Origin of the sequence: Candidatus Darwinibacter acetoxidans (genome assembly GCF_041936445.1) — a bacterium.
In the GTDB taxonomy this organism is placed as follows: domain Bacteria; phylum Bacillota; class Limnochordia; order Darwinibacteriales; family Darwinibacteriaceae; genus DTU010.
Genome location: NZ_JBHGXH010000056.1, coordinates 1 through 1,074 on the forward strand (window position 1 = coordinate 1; position 1,074 = coordinate 1,074).

2 protein-coding genes are annotated in these 1,074 nt (G+C 57.3%); both read right to left on the bottom strand.

Annotated features, from left to right (window positions below; translation table 11 throughout):
- Positions 1 to 134 precede the first annotated feature (134 nt).
- Positions 135 to 911 carry a peptidoglycan recognition protein family protein gene (locus ACE4YL_RS02225; protein WP_461369097.1) on the bottom strand — a complete coding sequence of 259 codons (777 nt, stop codon included), beginning with the start codon at positions 909 to 911 and terminating at the stop codon, positions 135 to 137.
- Positions 892 to 1,074: hypothetical protein (locus ACE4YL_RS02230; RefSeq protein WP_461369098.1), on the bottom strand; the 183-nt coding region annotated here is incomplete at its 5' end. The genes ACE4YL_RS02225 and ACE4YL_RS02230, both read right to left, overlap by 20 nt.

The window sequence follows — 1,074 nt, forward strand, 5'->3', positions numbered from 1 at the left end:
GCCCTGTTTTTCCGCGCTCGCAGTATAGCATGATTAACCTGCTTCGTTGTCTTTAACCCTAGCCGCTCCCGGATCTCTTCATGCGAAAAGCCCTGGTTGAGCAGCTTCAGGGCTTCCTCGTCATGGGCAGCCATTTACGCACCCAGGGCACGCCTGGCAGCCTCAATCTTTTTGTTGGCCGCGGCCAGGTCTGTCCTTAATTTTTCAACTACTGCCGGGTCCGGTCGCGTCGGCAAGACAATATTGATATGGTCCCCGTGTCCGGTTACGCTGCCGCCGATAAGTGCAACCAGATATGACGCGCGGACGTATGTTGCATTGTCGATCAGGTAGCCAACCTCATCCGCCTTCTTGCCGTCCACATAGATACCGATGGGGCGGGTGATCTCTGCCTCCGTTTTCAGGTGCGATTCTACCGCCGCCAGGAAGCCAGCCCAGCCGTTCTTCCGTCCCCGGATCTGCGCCGGGCAGTTCTTCTTGCTCCAGTCGTAGTGTTGTTTCATGCAGGCAGGGAACGGCTTTAGGCTGCCAACTTCTTTGATCAGCTTCGCCGCCAACCAGGCGGCATTTGCTTCAGCCTTCGCCAGGTTGCCGTCGCGGTTGACACAGATCTCGATAGCGATACTTTTCCTGTTGCCTGGCCCGTTCGTACCGTCGCCCGCGTGCCAGCCGTTTTCCGTTAGCGGTAGGTGCTGATAGATGACGGGCGCTTTCTTGCCGTCAGATGTTCCCCCGTCCACGGTGTAGTGCCAGGAAGGATTCGGGGCCACGCTGTGGACGTAGCGGTTGTGCATCTCCGCATCCGCACCTTTCGCAGCGTTCCCCGTCTGGTGGATGGTGATATACTCCGGCTTCATCGCGTAGCCGGGCCGCTTGGCCTTTTTTATCAGGTCAACCTTGATTGGGATCATCTGTATCCGCTCCTATGCCGTCGCTGTGTGTAATTTTCGGCCCGCCGCTCATCAAGGGCTTAATCACGTCATAAAAGCCCATCTGGGCCAAGGCCAGCACGCCGCCGACAATACCGCCAGGCAGACTTAACTCAACCAAAAGCAAGCCTAAAGCAATGCCAGC

Excerpts from the sequence above, each read along its gene's own strand:
- ACE4YL_RS02225 (WP_461369097.1), bottom strand. The coding sequence starts at position 911 with ATGATCCCAATCAAGGTTGACCTGATAAAAAAGGCCAAGCGGCCCGGC.